The following is a 24,413-nucleotide window of genomic DNA, read 5'->3' on the forward strand; positions in this document are numbered from 1 at the left end:
CTTTAAAGCTACTTCTTTGCAGACCACAGCGAGTAACCTCCTTCTAGATCATATACAGTATCGAAACCCATATTCTTTAATTGCTCTGCTGCTTGATGACTACGATTCCCGGAACGACAATAAAGATATACCGGCCTATTTTTGTCCAATTTTTCAATTTGCTTGATAAAACTTTCTTGTTGAAGAAAGTCCATATTACGTGCACCTTCAATTGCACCTTCATTAAATTCCTTCTCAGTTCTAACATCTATTAACTGAACATCATTATTCAATGTTTGCTGGTTAAATTCTGAAACAGTTAGGATGTTTATATTAGTTAATTCCTGAGCTTTTGCAGCAAATAATGTGCTTAAAAACGCCATAATCAATAGTATCTTTTTCATTTGTTATATATCTCTATTGGTAAATCTAATCATCATAATGATCTTGTCATGCAACTTTTGTTACCCTCAATAAAAAAAGCGACGTTATTTCGCCACTTTTTTAAAAATTATAAGGAATTGATATTATTTAGGCACTAGCACTTTTGCTAACCTTTTCAGCTATTTCCGCATTGTACTTAAAGAAGAAGTGCGCCCATATAGATTTTGAAACCGCTCCAATGTAGGGCATGGTAATAACTAAGGCAATAATAATACTTACCAGAATTTCTGTAGGACCAAAGTCGAGTCTAAAAATTAAAGACAACACATAAACTGCTACTGCAACTGCCACACCCACCGCATAGGAAACATACATGGCACCAGTATAAAATGCCGGCTCCATAGAATATTTTAGATCGCATTTTGGACAATGCTCTTTCACCTTATTCATATTGGAAATTTTATAAGGATTTGCTTCTAAAAACTCACCTTGTCTACAACGGGGACATTTGAGAAATAAAATGCTATATAATATGGATCTTTTCATGACAAATTAATTTTTTACAAAGTAAAACTTAAGAAAATAAATACAAGTAACTAATGTTACATAAATTTTGAAAGTCCCTGAGTTCTGAATTTAAATATTTATGAACCCTACAATTCTAAAATATCTCGATCATTGATCTTTTTTGTAATAGAACTTACAATCCTGGTAGTATCGTAATTATTCTTTTGTTTAACCAGATGCCCTAAAATATCATTATAATTTGAAATGTCCATAGCTTTTTCAATATAACCATAGCCTTCATAAATTCCGTTATGCTCATAGATAAAGGCATCTTCAGAACTATTTCTACCTTTTAGTCTATAAATCTTTTTAGTGGCTTTTCTTCGGAATTCATCAAAAGCGATCTGAAATCTTCTGTTATAATCTTGTATAGATTCTCCATCAGAACAAACACAGGGAATCCCTCTTTTTGTAACATTGCTACAAGGCCCTTTCACCGTTTCGAGCGAACAATGCTTTCTGCACAAACTATTCTCAATACAGAAATCTTTTAGAGATTCTATTACAGAATTTCGATTGAAATATTTTTCGGGTAAACTGTCATCAAATTCTTTACGGGTGATCTTGATCTTCGAGATTCCTTTGGCGGTAGTGCTTAATGTAATAATAAAAGGATCGGGATCTGTGATCTGCTGCGAGTTGTAAAGAGGTTGTAGATTTTTGATGTTTTCGGTCTCTACCAATTGCGCAATCGTATCATTACCGGTATAGATCACATCTATATCGTGTACATGAGAATAATCTATATTGGTTTGTTTGGCAGTATTCGAAAAATGACTTTGCAGGCGTTTTCTTATATTTTTGGTCTTCCCTACATAGATCACCTCCTCCGCTGCATTCAGAAAAAAGTAGACTCCAGCAGCATTATTATATTTTGAAAGATCATGGGCTTTATGATCTAGATGCACCTCTTTATAAACTTCTAATTGCTGCCCTTTTTGATCTTTATAATTAGCCATTTCCGCTACAATAGCTTTAGCAAATTCTAAAGATTTTGGCTGATATCGCTTAGATATCAAATCGGTGAGCTGCTCTAGTGTGCTATTCCCTTTTTTATCTGAAAACCATAAGATTGTAGGCTTCAAATTAAAATTATAGCCAATATTTCTAAATTGAGCCTTTAGCAAATTGAACTGTTCTTTTTCACTAAAAACTAGTTGCTGATCTCTAAAAAGATCAATCAACTCATCGGCAGCATTGCAAAAAGGCTCACTTGCTAATACTTCCAGTCTATCAATTGCATTTAGAGCATACACTTTCTTAGGAATAGAAACCTCCGGCCTTATATTAAAAACTTTAAAATCGTGATGCAGATCTTCAGAAAAAAGAACCATTCTAAAAGGAACTTTTGTCTTTACACCCAGTTTTATATATTGAATATAGATAAATATCATCGGGTCAAAAATAGGAAATATTCCGCATTTTGGAAATAATCCTAATTGCCTAATAATTATTATCTTTACAAAAAAAGAAATTGGAGAATCATATTCTTAACGAACAGCAGAAGAAGGCGGTAGAATTTAGCGGGAAGCATTTGTTAGTTCTTGCCGGCGCGGGAACGGGTAAAACCAGATGTATTGTGGGAAGAGCTGCTTATCTCATAGAACAAGGTACACCTCCTGAAAAAATCCAAATCTTAACGTTTACAAAAAGATCTGCGAACGAAATTGTAGAGCGGGTAAAATCTTCACTATCTAATAATCAGGCGCAAAGTTTGAATGGGTCTACGTTTCACTCTTGGTGCAACCAACTAATTGTGCGCTATCCCAATTTGTTCGGCGCGTCTAATTATACGGTGATAGATCCAGACGATCAGTTAAGTGTAATGAAAATGGTGTGTGGAGATCAAGTTATTGAGTATAAAGGGATCCGCATAAAACCTCAGCAGTTAATCGATATATATTCTTTCGGAAGAAATACGCGGCAAAATCTTACCAATTCTATTCGGGAAAAGATATATAAAGGGAAGGTGGATGAAGAAACCAATGATGAAATAGATATCATAAGGCCTAAAGTTGCTGTTCTACTGAAAGCTTACCAAGAAAAAAAAGGAGAAGGTCGCTATTTAGATTATGACGATCTTTTACTAATTGTTGCCAACAGATTGCGAAATGATGAAGAAGCGAGAACCATTCTTTCTCACCAGGTAAAGCATTTATTAATTGATGAATTTCAAGATACCAATCCGCTGCAATGGTATTTGTTAGAACCATTCTTAGAAATTGCAAAATTTTACTGTGTGGGAGATGATGCGCAGTCTATCTATTCTTTTAGAGGAGCCGATTTTAAAAACGTGCATTTATTCAAAGAACGTGTGCCGGACTCTGAGATCTTGATCCTTGACAAAAATTATAGATCTACACAGGAAATATTAGATCTGTCGAATTGGCTGTTAGATGAATCGAGTTTAGATTATAAGAAGAAATTGGTTGCTACAAGAGGCGAAGGCCTAAAACCGAAATTGATCAATGTTGCAAGCCAATGGGAAGAAGCTAATTTTATAGCAGAAAATATCCTTGAGAACTTTTCAGAAAACAACAAGAGCTTTATAGATCATTTAATACTTTCAAAATCTACTTATTACACCAAGCCTTTGCAAGCGGTGTTTATTCAGAAGAAGATTCCTTATGTAACCTATGGTGGTAGAAAATTCATGGAAGCTGCTCACATTAAAGATGTAATTTCTGCTCTGAGAGTAGTTAATAATGTGTATGATGAAATTGGATGGATGCGTTTTCTTACTTTTTGGGACGGAATCGGAGAAATTAGAGCGGGAAAATATATCTCTAAAATTTTAGAATTTAAAGATCCGCTGGAATGTGCGCAGAATTTGGAAGATGTTATTGGCGGAGCAGATGGAGAAAAGATTGGAGATATTTACAACACTATTTTTATAAATTCCGGAAATGTAAAGAGAGCTATCAAAGAAACCTATTCTAAAATGGAAATGCCTTTGGCTTTTAAATACCGAAAAGATTGGGAGGAAAAGCGAAAATCTGACTTTCCTGTGCTCGAAATGTTAGGAGATAATTACTCCACTATCGGTCAGTTAATTTCTGAAGGAATTCTTGAAAACGCAAAACAGTTAAATGGAGAGCCGGTTTTGGAAGGTTCTCAACTAAATGATAGCGAGATTAAAGATCACGTGATCATTTCTACCGTGCATTCTGCTAAGGGTTTAGAATCTGATGTTTGTTATGTGCTGAATGTTTCCCCTAAAGTATATCCAAGTGCCTGGAATTTACATAGCGAAGAAAGCATAGAAGAAGATAGACGAGTTTTATACGTGGCATTAACTAGAGCTAAAAATGAACTTTTTATCACGCGTGACACCAATTCCATCAACACCGTTAATAATTCTGAAAGTTCTGATGCTACTTCAAAATATTTCCTGGAGAAATTACCAAATACGCTGATAGAGCAAGTAGTAAATCCGTTTAGCATTGTCAAACCAAGAGATATTTTAACCCCTAATAGAATAGATCTTTCTGAAGGAATGGATTTTTCATAAAATGTAGGTCTTAATTTGAAGTTACTTATAAAAAGCTTTTAGATCAAATCGATTTTTTTTAACCTTTTGGAAATTCTTACTAAGGTATTACCTTCAGAAAAATATACAATAATCAGCAAAATTTTATCGACCTATAGGTTAATTCAGCTATTTGATATTATAACTTATGAAAGAAAAGATAAGGTATACCTCTGCAAAACTTAAAGATCTTAAATCGATTTTGGGGATGAGCATGAAACTTTGGAAAGGCTTAGAAAAAGAAGATCTAGAAGCGCGCTTAAGAAAAGCAATAGCAACTGAGACTAAAAGAATTTTCATCGCTACATCTTCTACAGGTGAATTGGTTGGATTTTCATTCTTTTCTATTAGAACAGATTACGTTGAAGGCGCAAAAGATTTACCTACAGGTTACCTGGAAGGTATTTATTTAGAATTTGAATACAGAAAGTTGGGAGTTGCAAAAGAATTGGTAGCTCTTGGAGAAAAGTGGTGCAAAGAAAAAGGTTGTAGCCAAATAGGATCTGATACTTGGCTACCTGCAACAGTTTCTAGAAATTTCCATGAAAAACTTGGATATTCAGAAAAGGTTGAATTAGTCCATTTTATAAAAGACCTTGAGTAAACAGGTAATCATCTCATCAATAGAAAACTCCATTTACCCTACTCTTTTATATAAAATAATTAACTTGCAAGATTATCGGTTTCAGAGTAAAATAAGGCTATTAAGATGAAACTGACCTTATTAAATTTCTTACCATAAACTAATCTACTAAAAACAAGTTAAGCATAAATGAAAGAGGCCAAAAATGAAGAAATTCTTGAAACAGACTATTTAATTATAGGCGCTGGAGCTGTTGGGATGGCATTTGCAGATATCATATTGGAAGAGACCAATGCGAATATTATCATGGTAGATAAACATCACAAACCGGGAGGGCATTGGAATCTAGCTTATCCATTTGTAAGGCTTCATCAACCATCTACTTATTATGGTGTGAGTTCTACAGAATTGGGAGAGAATGGAAAAGATGAAATAGGCTTTAATAAAGGATTGAAGCACTTGGCATCTGGAGCTGCAATTAATGCTTATTATGATGATATTATGAACTATAAGTACTTGCCTAGCGGAAGAGTAAAATTCTTTCCAATGTGTGAGTATAAGGGAGATGGAAAATTTAACTCTCTTCTTACTAATGAAATGCATGAGGTAAAGGTTCATAAAAAAACAGTAGATGCCACCTATATGAAAACTAAGGTGCCAGCCAGTCATCCGCCAAATTATACGGTAGATGCCAGTGTAAATTTTATTCCAATTAATGGTTTACCAAAACTTACGGAGGCTCCATCAGAATTTGTAATTATTGGCGGTGGAAAAACCGGGATTGATGCTTGTTTATGGCTTTTAGAACATAACGTAAATCCAGATAAAATTACCTGGATAGTTTCTAGAGATGCATGGCTTATAGACCGAAAAAATCTACAACCTTCTGAAGAATATCTAGAAGATTATTTGCAATATCTAGCTTTACAATTTGAAGCTTTAGAAGAAGCAGATTCAATTTCTGAGCTTTTTGAAAAACTTGAGAAATCTGGAGTATTAATTAGAATAGATCAAAATGTGAAGCCGCAAATGTTTAGGGGTGCTACCATTAGTAAATTAGAACTAGAGCAACTTAGAAGAATTAAGAACGTAGTACGTAAAGGCCGAGTAAAGCATGTAAGCAAAGACAATATTAGCTTTATAGAAGGCTCTATTCCTGTAAAAGAACATTTTGTATGTGTAGATTGTTCTGCCAATGCACTTAGCCATGCTAAATCTAAACCGGTGTTTTCTAAAGATACTATAACATTACAGATCATTAGAGGGATACAAATTGTATTTAGCGCTGCAATGATTGCACATATTGAAACTTCAGATAAGGATGAAAAACTGAAGAACGAACTATGCAAGGTAATTGAACTCCCAAGCAGCGATACAGATTGGCTAAGAATGTTGTTAGGTACTTTGGTGAATGAAGAACTTTGGAAAGAAGATGAAAATCTAAAAATGTGGTTGCATGATAATAGATTGGATGGCTTTAGTGACCTAGTGGCAAATATATCTGAAGATAATAAGAAACTTCAAGCTCTTGTAAATAGAATAGAAAGCAGTAAAAAACCAGCTATTGAAAAACTTAAATATTTTGAAGCAGAACTTTCATAATCTAAGAGTTATTAAAAACAAAAAACTCATCGAATTTTGATGGGTTTTTTGTTTTTATAAAAGCATTTCCATAAGAGCAATTCCTAGGTTAAATTTATAATACTTAGTTACTTTAAATTATTTCTGTATTAAACTAGGCTGATAGTTGCTGCTAAATATAAGTAGTTTGAGGTATGAATATCATTATAACATATTACCTTTAGAAGGCCAATAACAGTCTACATATGAATATATCCAATAAAAAAGCTTCCATTCTATTAGCTACAGGCTTATTCATCATGGCGGGTTCGCAAATTCTATCTCAGTATTATCCACTTTCTGATATTGCAAATGGATGCCTTGTTGGTGTATCTTTAGGTTTAATGATCTTGGGAATTATCATTAGAACTAAAAACACTGCTGCTCAAAAACGGCAAGGTAGCTAAACGAACTTTTCTAGAACAATCTATAGTAGCCATTTACAGCACCCGGTGGATAAGGTTGATAGGTATTTTATTAAATTAGTGTTCTTTCAATTCGTTAACGAACAGCAATTTTTTTCTTTTTCTTCTTTTTGCCTTTCTTCTTCTTAAACTTATTCCACCAAATGATAGTTCCGGTAACCGGAAGACTGGTAGCAATTAAACAAGCCAAGAAATACACGATCTTAGACAATTTACCAAATATCGCACCCGTATGTATTGGTTTTATTAAGGTCGCAATTTGAACATTTAAAGGTTTATCTTTAAAAAGTTCTTTTTTAAGCACGCTCCCATCGCTATCTAGTACCAAATTATCTGAAGTTACCGGAGACCAGTTGGCTTCATTATACTTTCTAATTTGATAGACTCCCTTTTGATCTTGCGGTAAAGTGATATTGGTCTTTCCGGAATAATTTAATTCCCGATTCGAAATGTCATAGATCTCCCCTATTTTGAGTACCTGCAGATTCTCTGACTTTGAATTAATTTTAGCACCTCCCCTTTCACCAAAGATCTTAGTTCCCAGAACCATACTTCCTGCATCTCGATACCAACCAAAAGACCAGCAAAGCCCAGTAAGGATCATTACTACTAATACTATACAAGAATAAAATCCTAAAGTATTATGTAGATCATGGTTTATTCGTTTCCATTTAGCCGAGAACTTAATTTTAAGACCAGGTTTAAAAGCCATCCATTTCCATTTTTTTGGAAACCAAATTATGATCCCGGTAATACTAAGAAAGAAGAAGATAATGGTAGCAACTCCTACTATAGGTCTTCCAATTTTGCTGTCTAAAAGCAACCATCTATGTAATCTAAACATACTCCCAAAGAAACCATCTAATGAAGATTTTTGTGGTTTTAGAACTTTCGCAGAATATGGATCTACCATAAAACTGCTTCCACGCCTATCTTTAGGGGACGTTTTAATTCTAAACACGTAAGGTTCGGTTTCTGCAGATGGTATAGCAATAGAAGATATAGTTCCTTCTTTAGACATTTGCTCCTGTAATTCTTCAATACTTAATTTATCAGATTGAGCTGAGATTTTTAATTCTTCAGCAAAAATTGATTTTATCTCTTCCTCAAAAACCAACATTGTTCCGCTAAAACACACAAGAAATATTATGATACCACTCCCAAGTCCCAACCACAAATGGACATCTGTCATAAACTTTCGGAAGGTATAAGATTTCTTTTTTTTCATTTTTTTGAGGATAAAACAGGTGTATGTATTTACTTAAATATTAGCTTACTGTAGGTATTGCTAAGGCAATTATAGAAATATTTCTCACTTAAGCTTATTCAGATTGATTAAAGATTAAGGGCCAAATCTAAAAACTTTCTACCATTTCCTCAAAATTATTTAGACTAACTTTAAATAATATTTCATAAGCCTATATAATTACCTGAACATCAGAATAATATTAAATAAAAAATACTTTTAAAGACTAATTTCGGTAATACTTAAAATAACGTAGTCCGCTCCTGTTTACCACTCGTCTACACTTAATATCCGTTCACCGAAGCTAAATTTTGTATCAACGATGTTTCAAATTTAGAAGCATAAAAATGTAGATCTTTGACTTCCTAGTCAATTATTCTAACTGAAAATGAAAAATAAGCTCAACATATTGTTTATTGAAGACGATGAGATAGAAGTGATGAAACTCAATCGTACTCTTAATAAAATAGAACTTAAGCATAGCATTCGCGAAGCAAAAGATGGCGAAGAAGCGCTGCAAATTTTGTCAGATAAAAATAGACTGCCAGACATTATTCTATTAGATCTTAATATGCCAAAGATGAATGGAATAGAATTCCTAAAGATCTTGAAGGCAGATGAGACTCTTAAATATATTCCTACCATAATTCTTACCACTTCCAATAATAGAAAAGATGTTCTAACTTGCTATGAAATTGGAATTGCAGGTTATGTAATAAAGCCTCTTAAGTATGAGGAATACGTACAAAAACTAAATGCTGTTCTTAATTACTGGAGCGAGAACGAATTGATTAAACCTTAATTATGAAAGGAATTGTTTTTACAGAATTCTTAGAGATGGTAGAGAACAGTTTTGGACTGGAGACTCTAGATAATATTATTGAAGGATCTAGATTGCCCTCTAAAGGAATCTATACCTCTGTTGGTACCTATGATTTTTTTGAAATGCAAAGTCTCATTGTGAATCTTAGTGGAGAGACCGGAATTTCTATAGATGATCTGGTATATACTTATGGAAGATACTTTTTTGATGTTTTAGAGAAGAATCATGCTAATATTTTTAGTCTATATACCTCTCCAATAGAAATGTTGGCTTCCATAGAAAATCATATTCATGTAGAAGTTAGAAAATTATACCCCGGAGCAGAGCTTCCAAAATTTAAAATCATAAAACATGAGGATAATTTCCTTGAAATGATGTATTTTTCTGAAAGATCTATGTACATGTTTGCCAAAGCTTTGATGGAAAGAACGTTTGAGCATTATGATTCTAATTATAAAATAGAATTAGAAAAGGTTAAACAGGATGGAACTAAAGTGAGATTTTTGATTTACAAGCAGCCCCATGCAACAAACCAGAGAAATTGAAATACTAAAAAGAGCACTTCATCGTGAAAAGGAATCAAGAAAAGCTGCAGAGCAAATTCTGGAGCAAAAATCTACTGAACTTTATCACATTTCTGAACAACTTCAAACTTCAAATAAAAAATTAGAAGAACTTTTAAATTCAAAAACATCAGAACTTGAAGGTGTTTTTGAAAATATTATTGATGCTTACGTGGTTATGGAAATTTCAGGAGAAGTAATTCGAATGAACCAAGCTGCCATAGATTTATTAGGTTATGATATCAGTAAAGAAAAATTCAATCTAAGACATCTTGTAAAAGAAGAATTTCAGGAATATACCAACACAGCATTTGCAGAATTATACCATAAGGGTAAATTCAATAATTATAATGCAGTGATACTTACCAAAAATAAAGAGGAGAAAATAGTACAAATAAATGCCAGTATTATTTATGATAGAGCTGGGAAACCTATAGCTGCTCAGGGAATCGCAAGAGATATTACGGAAGAGACCAGAATTAAAACTATTGTTGAAGATCAAAAAAGAAAACTAGATGTAGTTTTTAATCACTCTCCTATTGGAATTTCTTTAGCAGATTCTAAAGCTGAAAAATTAATTTTTGTAAACAATGCTGTTTGTGAAATGCTGGGTTTTACAGAAGAAGAGCTACTTAGCCATAGTGCCAGCAGCATTACCCATCCAGATGATGAAGATCGCTCTCAGGAACTAAGATCTCAATTATATGAAGGGAAGATAAATACCTACACGCTAGAGAAGCGATATTTAAAAAAGGATAAATCTTATCTATGGGTTAAAACTTCGGTAACTGCCGTTAGAGATAATAATGGTGAGCTAGATTATCAAGTAGCTACGGTAGAAGACATCACCAAAGAGAAGATCGCAAAAGAACGTTTAAAGGAATCTGAAAATAGACTTTCCAGAATTATAATGAACCTTCAAAGCGGGATATTATTAGAAGATGAGAATAGAAAAATAAGATTGACAAATCAGCAATTTTGCGATATTTTCAATATCCCTGCTCCTCCGGCAGCGCTTATAAACGTAGATTGTACAACCTCTGCAGAAGAATCTAAAATGCAATTTCATGATCCGGAAGGATTTGTAAAAAGAATTCAGGAATTACTGGAAAATAAAGAGACCGTAATAGCAGAAGAGCTGCAAATGGTAGATGGCAGAGTCTTAGAGCGTAGTTATATTCCTATCTTTAATAACGGGGAATATAAGGGACATTTATGGAGTTATGATGATATTACCATCCGCCGCCGTTATAAGGAAAATCTTAAAGCTCAAAAAGATAAATATAGCAATATCATTGCTAATATGAATCTTGGTCTTGTTGAAGTAGATAATGAAGATCATATCATTATGGCAAATCAAAGCTTTTGTGATATAAGTGGATATTCTATTGATGAGTTGGTAGGTAAAAAAGCTGCAGAGCTTTTATTACTGGAAGAGTATATTCCAGATTTTTACAAAAAGAATCAGGAAAGAGAGGAAGGCATTTCAGACTCTTACGAAGTTAAGATCAAGACCAAAAATAATGAGCTAAGAAATTGGCTTATAAGTGGCGCACCAAATTATGATGTAAATGGAAATGTTGTAGGCTCTATAGGAATTCATTTAGACATTACTACTCAAAAACAATTAGAAGAACAGCAAAAAGATCTACTTAAAAGTTTAGAGGTGCAGAACGAACAGCTTAACGATTATGCCCATGTAGTATCTCACGATCTAAAATCGCCTTTAAGAAATATATCTGCATTAATAAGCTGGACTCGTGAAGACTTTAAGGATAAGGTAGGAGATGATGGAATTCTTAATCTAGATCTTATGCAGAATAAGGTAGAAAAGATGGATCATCTTATTGAGAATATCTTAAAATACTCCAGCCTGGAAAGTCATAGAGCGTCCAAAACTATTGTAAATCTTCAAGATCTTGTAAAAGATATAGTATCAATGATCTATATCCCAGATCATATCAAGGTCATAATTAAGCGTACCCTTCCAATTATAGAAGCAGACGCTACCCGCATGCAACAGGTATTTCAAAATATTATAAGCAATGCTGTAAATTATATAGACAAGGAAGAAGGACTTATAGAAATAGATGTAAAAGAAGATGATGAGCATTATATCTTTTCTATAAAAGATAATGGTTGTGGTATAGAAGAAGAGCATTTTGAGAAGATCTTTAAGATATTTAGTTCTGTAAACTCTAGTAAGACCTCTAGCGGAATTGGATTAAGTATTGTGAAGAAGATCATAGAAATTCATAACGGGAAAATTTGGTTAGAAAGTGTATATGGGAAAGGAACTACCTTTTTCTTTACAATTAAAAAATCAGAATGAAGGTAGTACAGGCTAAATACAACGCAGGTAACTGGAAATATAAGGGAGATAGATCTGATCTTAATGATCCTCTAGTTTTTGTTTTTGCAGATCGTTATTTACTGGAAGATGAAGCAATAATAGCTACCATAAAGCGAGAATTCCCATATAACAATCTCGTCTTTGGATCTACTGCCGGAGAGATATGCAATAGTAATGTTGAAGAAGGTACTGTTACCATAACTGCAATAGAGTTTGAAAAGAGCAATTATAAGATAAAGACCGAGAATATTAAAGATTATCAGCAAGACTCTAAGTTAATAGGAGAAAAGCTAATTACTCAACTTCCTAAAAAAGGGCTGAAGCATGTTTTTGTACTTTCTGAAGGTAGCTTTGTAAATGGTAGTGCTTTAATTGAAGGATTAGAATCTAATCTTGATAATGATGTAGTCATTACCGGAGGAATGTGTGGAGATGGATCTAGATTTGAAAAAACCCTAGCAGGCCATCAAACTCCAAAAGAAGGAGAAGTGGTATTAATTGGTTTCTATGGAGAAACTATCGAAGTTTCATACTCTAGTGTTGGCGGATGGATTCCCTTTGGACCAGAACGAGTAATAACAAGTTCTAAAGATAATGTTCTGTTTGAATTAGACGGGAAACCTGCATTAGAACTATATTCCAAATACTTAGGAGAAAAAGCTTCAGAATTGCCTCAAGCATCGCTCTTATATCCATTACATGTTAAAGCTTCAGGAAAAAAAGAACCAGTAGTAAGAACCATACTTGGTATAGATACAAAAAATCAATCTATGACTCTTGCAGGTGATGTACCTCAAGGCTCTAAAGTACAGTTAATGATGGCGTCTGCAGACGGACTTGTTGAAGGTGCATATCAGGCAGCAAAATTAGCCATGGATGCCAGAAAAAATAAACCGGAGCTTGCAATTTTAGTTAGTTGTATTGGCAGAAAATTGGTTTTAGATCAACGTGTAGAAGAAGAGATAGAAGGTGTAATAGAAATGATTGGCAATACCGCAGCGGTTACAGGTTTCTACTCTTATGGAGAGCTTGCACCATACTATGGAGAGCAATCGTGTGAATTACATAATCAAACCATGACCTTAACCCTACTAAGCGAATGAACCCACTTTTAAGAAGGCAGATCTCTAAACATTTAGGTGCCGATGCTCTGGAAGATGAAAATCTACAGGAATTTATAAAAGCCGTAAATGGATCTTATGAAACGCATCAAGATCAATTTAATATGCAGCAACGAGCCATGAAAATAAGTTCTGATGAGCTTTTTGAGGCTAACGAAAGATTAAGAGAAGAAGCAGAAGGCCAAAAAGAAATATTGGATAGCATACATTTGGCTATTGCAGCACTAAATCTAAAAGAATATGAAGATCGCCAAACCGGTGAATTAGATGTAAAGAATTTGGCGGTTTATATAAAAGATCAAAGTGAAGATCTAAAGATTGCTGTAACCAAGCAAGAAGAACTTTTTAAGAGCCTGGAAAAAAAGAATCAATCCCTCTCAGACTATGCTCACATCGTATCTCACGATCTAAAATCGCCATTAAGGAGCATCAATTCTTTAGTGAATTGGATCATAGAAGACAATTTTGAAGGATTAAATGAAGAAGGAAAACAGCATTTCAATCTTATTTTAAATAATCTTGAGAAGATGGATGCGCTTATAGATGGAATTTTACATTATTCTACCATAGATGAGGCAGATATTGTTCAATATCAGGTAGACACTCATCAGCTTATATTAGAAATTGAAGAGTTGCTGTATATACCAGATCATATACAACTTCATATTTCGAAAGACCTCCCAAAGATAAAAGCAGACAAATTTAGGGTACAACAGCTTTTTCAGAATTTAATTCAAAATGCAATTAAGAGCATAGACAAGGAAAAAGGAAGTATAGAAATTTCTGTAGAAAGCACTGCTTTAGAATGGCGATTTAGTGTTACCGATAATGGGAGAGGAATTTCACAAAAGCATCACAAGAAAATTTTCAGAATATTCGAAAAAATAGAGAACGATCAGGCTTCCACCGGCATAGGACTTTCTATTGCGAAAAAAGTTGTAGATTACTATAACGGGAGTATAAGTTTAGATAGCAAACTAGGAGAAGGAACCACATTTTATATTAACCTGCCGAAATGATAGAACAACCAAACATGTCATACATCCACGAGTTATCTGGTGGAGATAAAGAATTTGAAGCAAAACTTTTAGAGGTAGTGAAAAGAGAACTGCCGGAAGAAGTTGAGGTGTATAGAATTAACTTTAAAGAGAATAACTTTTCTGAAGCTGCAATAAATGTGCATAAGATTAAGCACAAAATTAGTATTTTAGGTCTCGAGAAGAGTTACGAATTTGCTGAAGGCTTTGAAACAGAGCTTAGAGAAGGTATTTCAAAAGGCGATGAAGAGTTTGAAAAGATCTTACAGCAAATGCTCTTATTTATAGACCAGCTTTAAATAACCTACCATATGAAATGCCTTATAATTGATGATGAAGAAATGGCTAGAACCATCATTCATCAATTCATTAAAAAAAATCCTCATTTAGAATTTGAAGCAGAATTCTCCCATGCGTTACAAGCCATTAAATTTCTCAACCAGGAGTCTGCAGATCTTATTTTTCTAGACATTCATATGCCAGATTTTACCGGGTTTGATTTTATTCAAACCTTGAAAAATCCGCCAAATATCATTTTAACCACTTCAGACAGAAATTTTGCGATTGAAGCCTTTGAGTATGATTGCATCGTAGATTATATTGTGAAACCCGTTTCTCAGGAACGTTTTGATAAGGCTGTGCAAAAAGCACTCAACTTTAAAGCTCCAGAAACATCTCAGGATACTGTCTCTTCTATAAACAAAACAGAGAATGATCTGTATGTAAATATTGATAGAAGACTTATTAAAATAGATATTCCTACGATCTATCTTATAGAGGCTAAAGGAGATTATATTCAAATTAAGACCTCTGGTAAGAATTACACCGTACATTCCACGCTTAAAAAAATTGAAGATAAATTACCGTTAGATCTTTTCCTTAAAGTACATAGATCTTATATCATTAATACTCAAAAAATAATAGATATAGAAGATAATAGTGTTCTTATAGAAAAGGATGTGGTTCCTGTAAGTAGGTCTAACAGGCCGGAACTTATGAAAAGGCTTAATCTTCTCTAAACATTCATCTACACTTTATTTCCATTGGTCGATTAATATTTGACGACCACCGAATTTCTCCCATATGCTACTGGGCTTCGTTCTATATTTGAACAGAAGCCCAAATAAAAAGAGCCAGTGGATACCCTACCGTTAAGATCCATTTCTTTAAGAATGGCTGGCTCTTTTTTAGTTAGAAATTAATTGAAGCTATTTATAATTTTGCTTGGTTTAGGTTAGCTAAGTAATTGACGTGGTGCATGCAAAGCCGAAGAGAGATCTTCGGCTTTTATGTTTAAATAAAAGAACATCAACCACTTACCCGTTCATCTTTTAGAATTTTACATTCATCTCCACTATTTTTCAGTTCATCGAAAGAATTAAAAATTAATGGCTCTCTTCTCTAATTTTATCAAAAATTAAGAACTATGCTTAGACCTCTACTTATAATAATCTTGCTTTTTAGCTTTCAAATAAACGCTCAGAATTATAAATTTCTAGGAGGTTATGATGCTTTGGGTGTACCGGAATATCTGGAAAGTGCTAATGACGATATCAACCCGAAAAGCATGACTCTTATTGAGAATGCCTTACCAGAGTCTTATCCGGTACCAGATTACAATCCTCATTACATCTCTTCTGGTTATGATAATGATGTACAATTAGAAAAAGATGCTGCGGTGTGGGTAACTTTTGTTAAGGAAGGTGCAGGTTATAGAAACGTACTTGGATTTTATACTTATGATCTTAATGATGCTACTGCAACAAAACCTCAACCGGAAGATATCACCATTATCTTCCCAAACGTTTCCGCAAGTGGTTCTGGTGGAGGCCTTAGAAAAGGAAATAAAGTAAAGATTGGAGATTTTAAAGCAGGAACCGGAATTGGCTGGGTTCTACTTGCCAATGGATGGAATGGCTCTAAAGTTACTAAAGGGAACCTTCAGGTGTTTTCCAACCCAAAATACAATCCAGAAAGTTCTGAAGATCTAAAACAACATATGGTGTTGCTTGCAGATGAGCAGCAAGAAAGAATTTATCTGGGGATAGAAGATATAAGAAGAGATTGGAGCAACTGTGATCAGGATTTTAATGATGCTATCTTTTTTGTTACCGCAAACCCGTATGAAGCAATTAAGTCTTATAACTATGCAGATATAAAGAGTGCTACAGATGTTAGTTCAGCCAATAAAGGTGGACTTGAAAGCAATGGAAGATTAGCAGGACTAATTGCCGAACGTAACTTCAACAGACTTAAAAATAGTTACAATAAATTTCAAAAATCAAAACAACAAAATTTTAAGAGTGCCAATACCTTACAAAAAGGACCAAATGGTGTAGACCTAGCCTCTCTTCTACCAGCCTCCGGAATGTTTGGTACCGAAGTGGGAAAAATTTCAAGTCCGGAAGATCTTATGGGTATTACCAATGCTGAAGCTGTTTTTTCTGCAGATTATTATGAAGGAGATAAACGTATAGCTGCAGCCTTAATCACTAAGACCAAAGGGAGTATTTACAACCACTCTAAAGTGATCTGTGACCGTTTGAATTCTGCAAGCTTAGAAGACATTAGAACCATCAATCTTAAAGGTTATGATCTGGTTATGATAAAAATATTAAGAGATAGCGGGCAGTTGGAATATGCTGTAAATTTTTCTATCTCTTTAGATGATGTAAATAAGCTTTACTCTTTTTGGAACATCGCAGATTATCCTGCGGGAGATTTTGCAAATTTCCAGGTTTGGGGAGGAAGCATGGGCCAGGTTAGCAGTATTGCAGGGCATATAATAGATAAATTTTTAGCTTACAACTCATTGGTAAGCGATAAGATAGCTGGCAAGTTCCCTACCCTCTTTGTAAAACGTGGGTTTTATAAAGATGGCCAGCTTCATCTTATCGTGAAGAACAAGAATAAAGATGTAGGCTTTAAGATAGATGGAAACTTGAGAGAAACAGAGCTCGATGAAGAGATCTCTTTTACAAAACAACAATCTTTATCATCAGACTATGAGCAGGAAATAAGAATTGATGCGGGTAGCCTCTTTGATGTTGGTTTACAAATAAAAGGGTATAACTCTCCGCAACCAGACGCGCTTTATTTAGCCGATGGACCCTGGGGAATAGATTATGTGGCAGAAGAAACTCAAATAGACAATTTTAACATAGTTCCCGATACAGAGAAGAAATTTGCTACAGATCATAGACTGGAAAGAAACATAGCACTTAACGGAAAGGTGTATGGTACCGTTAATCTTTTTAGAGCAATTCTTCCGGGAGACCTAGCTTTTGATAGTTCCCCTTTTACGGCAATAGAATTTGATATAAAAAATTCTAAAGCTGTTGAATTAATATTGGTAACAGAAGACCTACAAGATTGGGACAAGAGATTTCGATTAAAAATTGAAGCGCATCAAACTTTGGAAACTTTAAACCTAAGACTCTCAGATTTTACTAATGGTAGCCAGAACTATAATAATGAACCTTTAAAAACCTTAGTGTTTTCTGTTCCTGGAGATTATTCTAGCTTCTCTAATTTTGAGTTGAATTTAGAAAAAGTATCATTTACAGATTTTAGAGATCTCCCGAATCTCCCAACAGAGGAACTTGCAAAAGATGAATTTATTGAAAAGCCCTATGCCTATAATTACCCTAACCCTTTCAAAACAAATACTACTGTAGTTTTACCCGAGGCCAGACTAACAGCAGATATTATCATATTCGATCTTAAAGGTAGACAGGTATGGAGCAAAAGTTATAGACCTAATTCTGCACAGATAGAATTTCCTGTAGAATTGTATAACATGACGCCGGGAATGTACAAAGCTTTAATAATTACTGAAAAAAATGAAAGATTTTCTATTAATTTATTGATGAAATAGATTAATTAGGTTGATTGGTTGGTTAGCTAGTTGAGCCGGGGGAATTCCCTCGGCTTTTTTTATTTAATTTTTATTGAAATATGAACTTGATAATAACTTTCACAAAAAATCTAAATTTTTATTTCATTTTAAATAATGTTTAACTCATTTCGATAATAAATAATATTATATTAGTCTCTGCCCTACCAGAATGCCAAATTCATAATTGTACCCTTAAATAATTTTTTTGGGTTTTTGATAGTTGGCAAAATCTAATCAATTATAACAATGATCATTTTCCCCGAATGATAAAAAGAGTTACTAAATATTACCTACCTCTTTTAGTAGTAAGTCTACTGCTATCTATATGGATATTTTATAATGAAAAAAAGAACATCTCCAATTTGGAGTTAAAAGAACTCGCGCTTAAAAGCAATCTTATTGTTGAAAATCTTAATCCTGTAATTGCAAATATCTTTTATTGGAGTCAGAATGATTTTACAAAAGAAGATTTTGACCCACGATACAACCAAAAATACGAAGAGCAACTGGGTAATTTTATTGTAGGCATGAATCATTACAGTCAGTTTAGATTCATTAAAAAAAATGGAGAAGAGGCACTACGACTAATAAGAACTAAAGATGGTAAAATTATAAATGACCTGAATTTTCAAAATAAAAAAAATGAAGGATATTTTAAAAAGACCATTGCATTAGATAGCAGTGAAATTTATCTCTCTCCATTAAATTTAAATATTGAAAATGGCAAAATAGAAAGACCATTTAGTCCAATGATTAGAGGTGGCGCTCCTGTTTTTAATAAATCTGGAGAAAAACTTGGAATGGTAGTTATAAACTACGATGCTAAAGAATTACTCGCTACGCTTACTAAAAAATTAAATTACACATTCTACCTGGTAGATTCTAATGGTAAATTTCTTGCCAATTCAGAAAATAACAACAGAGCTTTTAAACATCTAACAGATCCAAATAACCATCAGGATTTTCCTACCAACTTTCCAAAAACGTGGAAAGCTATTACCCAAGATAAAGAAACTCAATTTGGAACCGGAAAGAATTTTTGGATTGTAAATAAGTTGGACTTTAAAGAAGCAATTTCTCATTTTAATGTAATAGATAGCAATCGTTCTAAATTAATTTCTTCTAATGAGTGGTATCTTATCTCTAGAGTTTCAAATACAGATGTATTAGCTGCTTCTATGAACTTCTATTTAGCCCTCTTTGTATTAAACCTTATTTCTTTTATCATCATTGCCTATGTGGCTAAAAGTGAAATAAAGAATGAAAAAATAAAAGAGGTCTATTTGTTAAGACTTAAAAAGAAAAGGAAAGCGCTTGAAAATCAAAATGTGCTGCTCACATCTATAAAAACGAAATTAGAATTAAGAAATAGGCAGCTTAAAGAATACAATAGTATAGTAGCACATAATTTAAGAGCTCCAACTACAAGTATGTCTGCACTCATTTCTATGGTAAGTGGTTCCGAAGACTATGAAGAAGTAAAAACAATTATTCCAAAATTAAATACTATATCGGGTAGTATTAATACACTTGTTCAAGACCTGTTAACCTATGTGAGAGTTCTTAATGATGATAACATAGAAATAGAAAAATTCGAGATCAAACCAGTTATAGAACAGTCGCTTTGTTTGTTTGTAGAGACCTTAGATGGTACTGTAAATGTAGAAATAGATCTAAGCGGTTGGAATACTATTAAATTCTCAAAAATATATTTTCAGAGTGTTATTCAAAATTTAATCTCCAACGCTATTAAATACAGAGATCCAACTAAAGAAAGTTATATCAAGATCAAGACACTCAGGCAAAAAGAAAAAAGAATTCTTATAGTGGAAGATAATGGAATTGGAATTAATCTTGAAAAACATCAATCAGAAATCTTTAAATTGTACCGAAGATTTCACAGAAATGTTTCTGGTAAGGGTATGGGCCTTTTTATGGTAAAAACCCAGTTAGAATCTTTAAATGCCGAAATTAGAGTAGAGAGCGAATACGGTAAAGGCTCCTCATTTATTATCACGTTCAATTAAAACTAAATAGCCATGATTTTTTTTCTTATAGACGATGATCCAATCTTTCAATTTATAACCGACAAGACCTTAAAAAGAATTAATCCACAAGTTGTAGTAGAAAAGTATGCCGATGGAGAAGAAGGCATCAATTGTATTAAATCAAGATTATCGAATACTGCCATGCTACCAGATGTAGTTTTACTTGATATTAATATGCCGTTTATGAATGGATGGCAATTTTTAAAAGAATACAATAATCTAAGTAAAGATATAGATAAGAATATCCAAATCTATATGCTTACTTCTTCTGACGATCCTGAGGATGTTGAAAAAGCCAAAAAATTTAGTGAACTTTCCGGCTATCTTATCAAACCGATTACAGAATTAGAACTTGAAGTTCTTATTAGGGAATTCCCAATAAAAACATGGTATCAGCCAAACTGTTAAGCCAATATTTAATATTTAAAAATAGGCTTCTTGCTTACAAACCATTTTAAGTTTAGCCCCAATTCTGTATACGTAAATCCTGCTGCAGTAGCAGAAGCTATATTACTGTGATTTCCATAGATACCTGCTACAAATCTATCTGAAATTTGATAGCCAAATTTTCCCTGAAGTCTATAGGTTCCTTGTTTTTCTTGATCTTCTATAAATTGATATCCGGTGGCTGCGGTTAGATCATATAGAAGTTTACTATTCTGATTATTCTGTGTAAGACTTAAGAAGACCTCTGCAGCATGAAATTTCTCCGGACTAAAATAAATAGCCGGAACTTGGTCTTTAAAGGTGATGTATTGATAATTAAGTCCTCCTTTTAAGAATGGCTTCTTCAAAATATTATAATACAAAGAGGTAAATAGTAAATTTCTAGTATTATCGTCGCTCTGTTGTGTATATAGATACTGCAAATACCAACCTAAACCAAAAGTTGTTGAATAGTTGTTATTTAAAAAGAAATGATTCCCTGCTATTTTTCTATTCAGCAATTCAGCATTAAAATCTTGAAGATCTCTTCTATATCCAATCTCCAGATCATTTCTAGAAAATGGTTTTAATTGTGCTGCAACTTCTGCCACCAGATTGGTGAAATCTGTAAATTCTGAAGTTGCTTTTACCAATCCAACATTAGCTCTTAATACAAACCCTGGCTGTAGTTGATATTTTCCTGCAAGGCTGAAATAATTAGAATTGGCTTCCTGTAGATCTTTGGTGTTTTTTGTATTTCTATAAGAATACACTCCAGAAACTTCCAATTTTGTACTTAAAGGTAATCGTAACGATGTGGTGGTTGCCAGTGCTCTGTTATTTCCATTATCATAAGAATAACTCAAATTTTCTTCTAGCATTGGAGTAAAAGACTTATCTAATTTCACCAAAAATTGTTGTGCATCTAATTGATTTTTGTAGATCTCTAATGTTGTATTAGCATATTGTTTGGCTTCTATCGCCTCGCCATTAGCAAAGTGAGCGTTTGCCAACCCTAAATTTCCATCAAAAGAAGTAGCGTCTAATGCTAATAACTGCTGGTAATTATTGATACTAGATTTAAAGTTTCCGGTATACATCCCCAAGGTGGCTTTAAGAGCTAAGATCTTTTTTGGCTCATTATAATTAGTTTTCATTCTATCCAGAAAATCTTCAGCTCGCTTATATTTTGAATTCCAGATAAGTGCTTGTACATAGCGCTCTTCAGCTTCAAATTTTCGCAAAGTGTCGTTAGTGGTTTTAGAGAGTTCTAAAGCTTTTTCTGCATAATTCAAGGCAGTCTTATCATCTTCATCTATATGATACGCTAAAGAAATTCCGCTGAAAGCAAGAATACTATCATTCTTATTTATAGCAAGCTCCTCGTAAACGCTCTTGGCTGCAGATCCATTTTTTGTGATAAGATAAAGATTGGCCTTATTTAATAAGGTTTCTTTGTCTAAAGGGAAGTCGGTAAGGTTGTCATCTAAAAAGTTCAAAGCACTCTCATAGTTCCTTTCCTGCAAGTCTTGATTTGCATAGCCAAGTCTAATATATTTTTGAGAGATCTTAGCGCTTGGATTCCCGGGAGATTTCTTTAAAGCCAGCTCTATATAATTTAAAGCGGGTTTATACTCTTTTAAATTGCTTAATGTATTTGCATAGCCTAATAATGCACCAAAATTATCTGGATGTTCTTCTACTAAATTTGCGTAGTAGGATTTTGCCTTTTTATAATCTTTATTCCAAAGTAGGCTTTCTGCATAATTAAGTTGGATCTCCAGATCGTTTGGATATGTTACCAACATTTCTTCAAATAAAGCTATAGCCTCTTGCGGTTGATCATTAAGTCCAATGGCACGCCCGTAACATAGTTTAGCGGTCTTATTCTCTGGGTATTCTTTAAGAATATCTGCAAAGAACATTTCTGCTTTTGCAAATTCTCCTTTTTCTAATTGATCAAAACCTTTTTGCATCTCTTGAGCAGAAGCTCCAAGACCTAAGAAAAGCATTAGAATAACTAAAAATCGTTGGGTAACTATCATAATGTAGGCTGGTTTGTTGGACACTAGCAAGTTAAATAAACATCTGTCATATTCACCTATAGCAAACTACCAATCATCGAAAGTTAATCTATATACATTGAAATTACCAAGATATTAGCATCAGTATTAATATAATACCTCAAATTATGGCACTATCTATAAGAGTTAACAACGGAGTTTTTGAAATGACAGGTAGACTAACATCTGATAATACAAATCAAGTAATCAAATATTTTAAGATCATTCTTAAAATGAATACTCGCATAAAGATAAGCTTAGAAAAATTGGACACTATAGATATGACGGGTATCCTAAAGTTAAAAAGATTATCCAAATATGCCAAAGAGAATGGGGTACACATAAGCTTTCTAAGTGCGCCACATGCCAAGATCAACACTACCTTATTTGGTTCTGGCATAACGCTTTCCACTTTTAATGCATCAAAATATTCAGCATAATAAAATCTACCACCATGATCACCTTAAAACTTAAGTCTTTTAGCTTCAACCTTAAATCTGAACAGATCTTTATGATAAGTGCCCTTTTGGTTAATGTGGGTAATTATCTATATAATTTGGTACTAGGGCGATTGCTTGGACCACAAGCCTTTGCAGATGCAGCCATTTTGGTAACATTTTTACTTATTCTGTCTTTCTTGGCAATGACCCTGCAGATCACGGTAGCCAAATTTACCGGAAGTTTTGACGAAGCAAAAAGAGAGTCATTTTTGAAGGTTTCCAGAAAATGGGGATTTATCGTAGGTTCTATAACAGGACTTTTGATTATTCTGTTTTCTGGAGAGCTCAAAAATTGGTTTCAAACTAGCTCGTCTTTAATGTTCAGTATTTTTGGTGTGGGTGTTCCCCTTTACTTTGTAATGAGTGTGAATAGAGGTTTTTTTCAAGGAGAACAAGATTTTATAAAGCTTTCTCTTACTTATCAATTTGAAATGCTTACTCGCTTATTTCTAACCTTAAGCCTTATTTTAATACTTCCATTCAACAGCGCCGATCTAATTTCCTTTGGAATATTGATCTCTTTTATACCTGGCTTAATGCCTTATAAGAAAATAAACGTTGCCAATCTGCCAAAAATATCTGTGGATGAATTATCTCACCTAAAGAAGTTTGTGGCTATAACTGCCTTTTACGAGCTTACCCAGATCTTGATAAACAATGGAGACATCTTATTGGTAAAACATTATTTTGATGCAAACACAGCCGGACTTTATGCTTCTTTGGCACTTATTGGTAGACTAGTTTACTTTGTAGCCTGGATGTTTGTAATGCTTTTATTACCCGAAGTTGTAAAACGATCTAAAGCCGGATTAGATACTACCAAGTTGTTTTTTAAATACTTAACAATGATAGGATTTCTTGCTTTAGCAGTGGTAGTTACAACTATGCTTTTTCCTGAATTGATCATTCGTATGATGTTTGGAGAAGCGTATTTAGAGATTGCAGGATTGTTATGGAAATATGCCTTAGCAAGTTCTCTTTTTGCAATCGCCAATGTATTTGTATACTATTTCCTTTCGCTAGATAAATATATTCCGGTATTACTTTCTGGGATCTTTGGGGTAGTTCAACTGAGCATGCTTAGTATTTGGCATAATAGCTTAGCTCAAGTGGTTGATCTACAAATTATTGCCATGATCTCTCTACTATTTATTCAAGTCTCTTATTTCCTTTATCAGAACAAAGGAATATTTCACCGAAAGTAAATCCCCATCTACCGAAAATATCTCTTATACAGATGTAAAGATT

The 24,413-nt window shown here is 33.6% G+C and carries 21 protein-coding genes; 16 read left to right on the forward strand and 5 right to left on the reverse strand.

Going from position 1 to position 24,413, the window contains the following annotated elements; translation table 11 throughout:
- Window positions 1–8: 8 nt before the first annotated feature.
- The 3 genes from BLT84_RS03195 to BLT84_RS03205 all read right to left on the reverse strand — a co-directional run bounded on the left by BLT84_RS03195 (window position 9) and on the right by BLT84_RS03205 (window position 2,324).
- Window positions 9–383: a rhodanese-like domain-containing protein gene (locus BLT84_RS03195; protein ID WP_091262844.1), complete on the reverse strand. Its 375-nt coding sequence runs from the start codon at window positions 381–383 to the stop codon at window positions 9–11.
- Between the two features lie 127 nt (window positions 384–510).
- Window positions 511–813: a DUF983 domain-containing protein gene (locus BLT84_RS03200; protein WP_231556145.1), complete on the reverse strand. Its 303-nt coding sequence runs from the start codon at window positions 811–813 to the stop codon at window positions 511–513.
- A 203-nt stretch (window positions 814–1,016) separates the two neighbouring features.
- On the reverse strand, window positions 1,017–2,324 hold the full coding sequence (locus BLT84_RS03205) for a GIY-YIG nuclease family protein (protein WP_091262847.1): 1,308 nt from the start codon (window positions 2,322–2,324) through the stop codon (window positions 1,017–1,019).
- A gap of 80 nt (window positions 2,325–2,404) precedes the next feature.
- On the opposite strand from BLT84_RS03205, the gene BLT84_RS03210 reads away from it, so the two are divergent.
- The 4 genes from BLT84_RS03210 (at window position 2,405) to BLT84_RS03225 (ending at window position 7,069) form a co-directional block, all read left to right on the forward strand.
- Window positions 2,405–4,441 (forward strand): ATP-dependent helicase, encoded by a 2,037-nt coding sequence (locus tag BLT84_RS03210; protein ID WP_091262849.1) that lies wholly within the window; start codon window positions 2,405–2,407, stop codon window positions 4,439–4,441.
- A 166-nt stretch (window positions 4,442–4,607) separates the two neighbouring features.
- Window positions 4,608–5,063 carry a GNAT family N-acetyltransferase gene (locus BLT84_RS03215; RefSeq protein ID WP_091262851.1) on the forward strand — a complete coding sequence of 152 codons (456 nt, stop codon included), beginning with the start codon at window positions 4,608–4,610 and terminating at the stop codon, window positions 5,061–5,063.
- Window positions 5,064–5,231: 168 nt separating this feature from the next.
- Window positions 5,232–6,644 carry a hypothetical protein gene (locus BLT84_RS03220; protein WP_091262854.1) on the forward strand — a complete coding sequence of 471 codons (1,413 nt, stop codon included), beginning with the start codon at window positions 5,232–5,234 and terminating at the stop codon, window positions 6,642–6,644.
- A 224-nt stretch (window positions 6,645–6,868) separates the two neighbouring features.
- Entirely contained in the window at window positions 6,869–7,069 is a 201-nt protein-coding gene (locus tag BLT84_RS03225) for a hypothetical protein (protein ID WP_091262856.1), read from the forward strand.
- Between the two features lie 94 nt (window positions 7,070–7,163).
- Here BLT84_RS03225 and BLT84_RS03230 read toward each other — a convergent pair whose 3' ends face one another.
- Window positions 7,164–8,315 (reverse strand): PepSY-associated TM helix domain-containing protein, encoded by a 1,152-nt coding sequence (locus BLT84_RS03230; protein WP_091262858.1) that lies wholly within the window; start codon window positions 8,313–8,315, stop codon window positions 7,164–7,166.
- Window positions 8,316–8,721: 406 nt separating this feature from the next.
- On the opposite strand from BLT84_RS03230, the gene BLT84_RS03235 reads away from it, so the two are divergent.
- The 10 genes from BLT84_RS03235 (at window position 8,722) to BLT84_RS03280 (ending at window position 20,584) form a co-directional block, all read left to right on the forward strand.
- Entirely contained in the window at window positions 8,722–9,135 is a 414-nt protein-coding gene (locus BLT84_RS03235; protein ID WP_034887535.1) for a response regulator, read from the forward strand.
- Between the two features lie 2 nt (window positions 9,136–9,137).
- Window positions 9,138–9,701, forward strand: coding sequence for a heme NO-binding domain-containing protein (locus BLT84_RS03240; RefSeq protein ID WP_034887533.1), 564 nt, complete (start codon window positions 9,138–9,140; stop codon window positions 9,699–9,701).
- The gene (locus tag BLT84_RS03245) at window positions 9,679–12,051 is read left to right on the forward strand and encodes a PAS domain-containing sensor histidine kinase (protein WP_091262860.1); all 2,373 of its coding nucleotides are present in this window, start codon (window positions 9,679–9,681) and stop codon (window positions 12,049–12,051) included. The genes BLT84_RS03240 and BLT84_RS03245 overlap by 23 nt, the downstream gene beginning before the upstream one ends.
- Window positions 12,048–13,175 (forward strand): FIST signal transduction protein, encoded by a 1,128-nt coding sequence (locus tag BLT84_RS03250; RefSeq protein WP_091262863.1) that lies wholly within the window; start codon window positions 12,048–12,050, stop codon window positions 13,173–13,175. Before BLT84_RS03245 ends, BLT84_RS03250 begins: the two co-directional genes overlap by 4 nt.
- On the forward strand, window positions 13,172–14,212 hold the full coding sequence (locus tag BLT84_RS03255; protein WP_091262865.1) for a sensor histidine kinase: 1,041 nt from the start codon (window positions 13,172–13,174) through the stop codon (window positions 14,210–14,212). The genes BLT84_RS03250 and BLT84_RS03255 overlap by 4 nt, the downstream gene beginning before the upstream one ends.
- 14 nt (window positions 14,213–14,226) lie before the next feature.
- Entirely contained in the window at window positions 14,227–14,529 is a 303-nt protein-coding gene (locus tag BLT84_RS03260) for an Hpt domain-containing protein (RefSeq protein ID WP_231929445.1), read from the forward strand.
- Window positions 14,530–14,541: 12 nt separating this feature from the next.
- The gene (locus BLT84_RS03265; RefSeq protein ID WP_034887525.1) at window positions 14,542–15,249 is read left to right on the forward strand and encodes a LytR/AlgR family response regulator transcription factor; all 708 of its coding nucleotides are present in this window, start codon (window positions 14,542–14,544) and stop codon (window positions 15,247–15,249) included.
- 407 nt (window positions 15,250–15,656) lie between these two features.
- Window positions 15,657–18,107: a DUF4114 domain-containing protein gene (locus BLT84_RS03270; protein ID WP_091262868.1), complete on the forward strand. Its 2,451-nt coding sequence runs from the start codon at window positions 15,657–15,659 to the stop codon at window positions 18,105–18,107.
- A gap of 284 nt (window positions 18,108–18,391) precedes the next feature.
- On the forward strand, window positions 18,392–20,155 hold the full coding sequence (locus BLT84_RS03275) for an ATP-binding protein (protein WP_091262870.1): 1,764 nt from the start codon (window positions 18,392–18,394) through the stop codon (window positions 20,153–20,155).
- Window positions 20,156–20,167: 12 nt separating this feature from the next.
- Window positions 20,168–20,584 (forward strand): response regulator, encoded by a 417-nt coding sequence (locus BLT84_RS03280; RefSeq protein WP_051931065.1) that lies wholly within the window; start codon window positions 20,168–20,170, stop codon window positions 20,582–20,584.
- An 8-nt stretch (window positions 20,585–20,592) separates the two neighbouring features.
- Here BLT84_RS03280 and BLT84_RS03285 read toward each other — a convergent pair whose 3' ends face one another.
- Window positions 20,593–22,647 carry a tetratricopeptide repeat protein gene (locus BLT84_RS03285; protein WP_091262872.1) on the reverse strand — a complete coding sequence of 685 codons (2,055 nt, stop codon included), beginning with the start codon at window positions 22,645–22,647 and terminating at the stop codon, window positions 20,593–20,595.
- A gap of 146 nt (window positions 22,648–22,793) precedes the next feature.
- On the opposite strand from BLT84_RS03285, the gene BLT84_RS03290 reads away from it, so the two are divergent.
- Window positions 22,794–23,105 (forward strand): STAS domain-containing protein, encoded by a 312-nt coding sequence (locus BLT84_RS03290; protein ID WP_091262875.1) that lies wholly within the window; start codon window positions 22,794–22,796, stop codon window positions 23,103–23,105.
- A 14-nt stretch (window positions 23,106–23,119) separates the two neighbouring features.
- On the forward strand, window positions 23,120–24,370 hold the full coding sequence (locus BLT84_RS03295) for an oligosaccharide flippase family protein (protein ID WP_091262877.1): 1,251 nt from the start codon (window positions 23,120–23,122) through the stop codon (window positions 24,368–24,370).
- Window positions 24,371–24,413 lie beyond the last annotated feature (43 nt).

Origin of the sequence: Gillisia sp. Hel1_33_143, from assembly GCF_900104765.1 — a bacterium.
In the GTDB taxonomy this organism is placed as follows: Bacteria; Bacteroidota; Bacteroidia; order Flavobacteriales; family Flavobacteriaceae; genus Gillisia.

What these genes read in the sequence shown, in the direction of transcription:
- BLT84_RS03195 (WP_091262844.1), bottom strand. Translation starts at nt 383, where the DNA reads ATGAAAAAGATACTATTGATTATGGCGTTTTTAAGCACATTATTTGCT.
- BLT84_RS03200 (WP_231556145.1), bottom strand. Translation starts at nt 813, where the DNA reads ATGAATAAGGTGAAAGAGCATTGTCCAAAATGCGATCTAAAATATTCT.
- BLT84_RS03205 (WP_091262847.1), bottom strand. Translation starts at nt 2,324, where the DNA reads ATGATATTTATCTATATTCAATATATAAAACTGGGTGTAAAGACAAAA.
- BLT84_RS03215 (WP_091262851.1), top strand. Translation starts at nt 4,608, where the DNA reads ATGAAAGAAAAGATAAGGTATACCTCTGCAAAACTTAAAGATCTTAAA.
- BLT84_RS03220 (WP_091262854.1), top strand. Translation starts at nt 5,232, where the DNA reads ATGAAAGAGGCCAAAAATGAAGAAATTCTTGAAACAGACTATTTAATT.
- BLT84_RS03225 (WP_091262856.1), top strand. Translation starts at nt 6,869, where the DNA reads ATGAATATATCCAATAAAAAAGCTTCCATTCTATTAGCTACAGGCTTA.
- BLT84_RS03230 (WP_091262858.1), bottom strand. Translation starts at nt 8,315, where the DNA reads ATGAAAAAAAAGAAATCTTATACCTTCCGAAAGTTTATGACAGATGTC.
- BLT84_RS03235 (WP_034887535.1), top strand. Translation starts at nt 8,722, where the DNA reads ATGAAAAATAAGCTCAACATATTGTTTATTGAAGACGATGAGATAGAA.
- BLT84_RS03240 (WP_034887533.1), top strand. Translation starts at nt 9,138, where the DNA reads ATGAAAGGAATTGTTTTTACAGAATTCTTAGAGATGGTAGAGAACAGT.
- BLT84_RS03245 (WP_091262860.1), top strand. Translation starts at nt 9,679, where the DNA reads ATGCAACAAACCAGAGAAATTGAAATACTAAAAAGAGCACTTCATCGT.
- BLT84_RS03250 (WP_091262863.1), top strand. Translation starts at nt 12,048, where the DNA reads ATGAAGGTAGTACAGGCTAAATACAACGCAGGTAACTGGAAATATAAG.
- BLT84_RS03255 (WP_091262865.1), top strand. Translation starts at nt 13,172, where the DNA reads ATGAACCCACTTTTAAGAAGGCAGATCTCTAAACATTTAGGTGCCGAT.
- BLT84_RS03260 (WP_231929445.1), top strand. Translation starts at nt 14,227, where the DNA reads ATGTCATACATCCACGAGTTATCTGGTGGAGATAAAGAATTTGAAGCA.
- BLT84_RS03265 (WP_034887525.1), top strand. Translation starts at nt 14,542, where the DNA reads ATGAAATGCCTTATAATTGATGATGAAGAAATGGCTAGAACCATCATT.
- BLT84_RS03270 (WP_091262868.1), top strand. Translation starts at nt 15,657, where the DNA reads ATGCTTAGACCTCTACTTATAATAATCTTGCTTTTTAGCTTTCAAATA.
- BLT84_RS03275 (WP_091262870.1), top strand. Translation starts at nt 18,392, where the DNA reads ATGATAAAAAGAGTTACTAAATATTACCTACCTCTTTTAGTAGTAAGT.
- BLT84_RS03280 (WP_051931065.1), top strand. Translation starts at nt 20,168, where the DNA reads ATGATTTTTTTTCTTATAGACGATGATCCAATCTTTCAATTTATAACC.
- BLT84_RS03285 (WP_091262872.1), bottom strand. Translation starts at nt 22,647, where the DNA reads ATGATAGTTACCCAACGATTTTTAGTTATTCTAATGCTTTTCTTAGGT.
- BLT84_RS03290 (WP_091262875.1), top strand. Translation starts at nt 22,794, where the DNA reads ATGGCACTATCTATAAGAGTTAACAACGGAGTTTTTGAAATGACAGGT.
- BLT84_RS03295 (WP_091262877.1), top strand. Translation starts at nt 23,120, where the DNA reads ATGATCACCTTAAAACTTAAGTCTTTTAGCTTCAACCTTAAATCTGAA.